We start from the raw sequence: 753 nt of genomic DNA, 5'->3' as shown, positions 1-753 counted from the left end.
AGTTGTTGTGTAGTGCTTGGTGACCAGGACGGCTGGGGCACGAATAGGTTGTCAAAGGCCGAGTCGATTTTGGGGACTGGGATGTCCCAAAATCTATCACGAGGTCGAAGACACGCTTGTTCAGAACGTTGATGATTCTTGCATGATCCTTGGTGATTGCCTCGATCACCATGTTGTGCAGTTTTTTGTACTGCGTTTCTTCGTCCGTGGTCGTCTTGCTCGTCAGTACGATCAATGCACTTTTCTTGGGGATGGTCGTGCTGATCTTGTATTCTATGGTGTCGTCTTCTTCAGCACTGTTCAGCTGGTGGATGACCATGGGTATCAGGGAGTTTTCCAGCTTGGCTTTGACCGTTTCCGGTGCTTCGATGGGAGTGGGTGTGTCCCCGCGAATGGCGGTGCCGATCTCTATGGAGGTACGCAGGTCGTAAGATTTTGGCATGATCAGCGCGACGATCAGTCCCAGCAGGGTAACTCCGATGGCCACCTTTAAAAACAGCTTGCGGTGCTTCCTGAAGGTCAGCCAGATATCCACCAGGCTGATTTCATCCTCGGTGTTGGGGATGTATTGCACGGGATAGACAGGAACGGGCTGGTTTTCTTTCGCTGCCAGGCATGGAGAGCGAAGCGAGGGCTGGTAGTCCCCAGTAGCCGCGAGGCCGCACTGCTTACCCGTCGTGCGCATAGCGCCAGAGGGGAAGCAAAGTAGGCATCCAAACGCGGCGTCCAGTCATTGGGAGACAAGTACGGAGC

At 53.9% G+C, this 753-nt stretch carries 2 protein-coding genes; both read right to left on the bottom strand.

What is annotated here, in order from left to right:
• The coding region (locus ACOCD2_RS23600) for a hypothetical protein (protein ID WP_293689544.1) at nt 1-535 on the bottom strand (535 nt) is incomplete at its 3' end.
• The coding region (locus tag ACOCD2_RS23595; RefSeq protein ID WP_295319212.1) for a hypothetical protein at nt 520-753 on the bottom strand (234 nt) is incomplete at its 5' end. The genes ACOCD2_RS23600 and ACOCD2_RS23595, both read right to left, overlap by 16 nt.

The sequence above is a fragment of the Thiolapillus sp. genome (assembly GCF_048562965.1).
GTDB classification, from domain to species: domain Bacteria; phylum Pseudomonadota; class Gammaproteobacteria; order Chromatiales; family Chromatiaceae; genus Thiolapillus; species Thiolapillus brandeum_A.
Note: the sequence above shows the minus strand (reverse complement) of the source record. Positions and strands in the feature narration are given on the sequence as shown.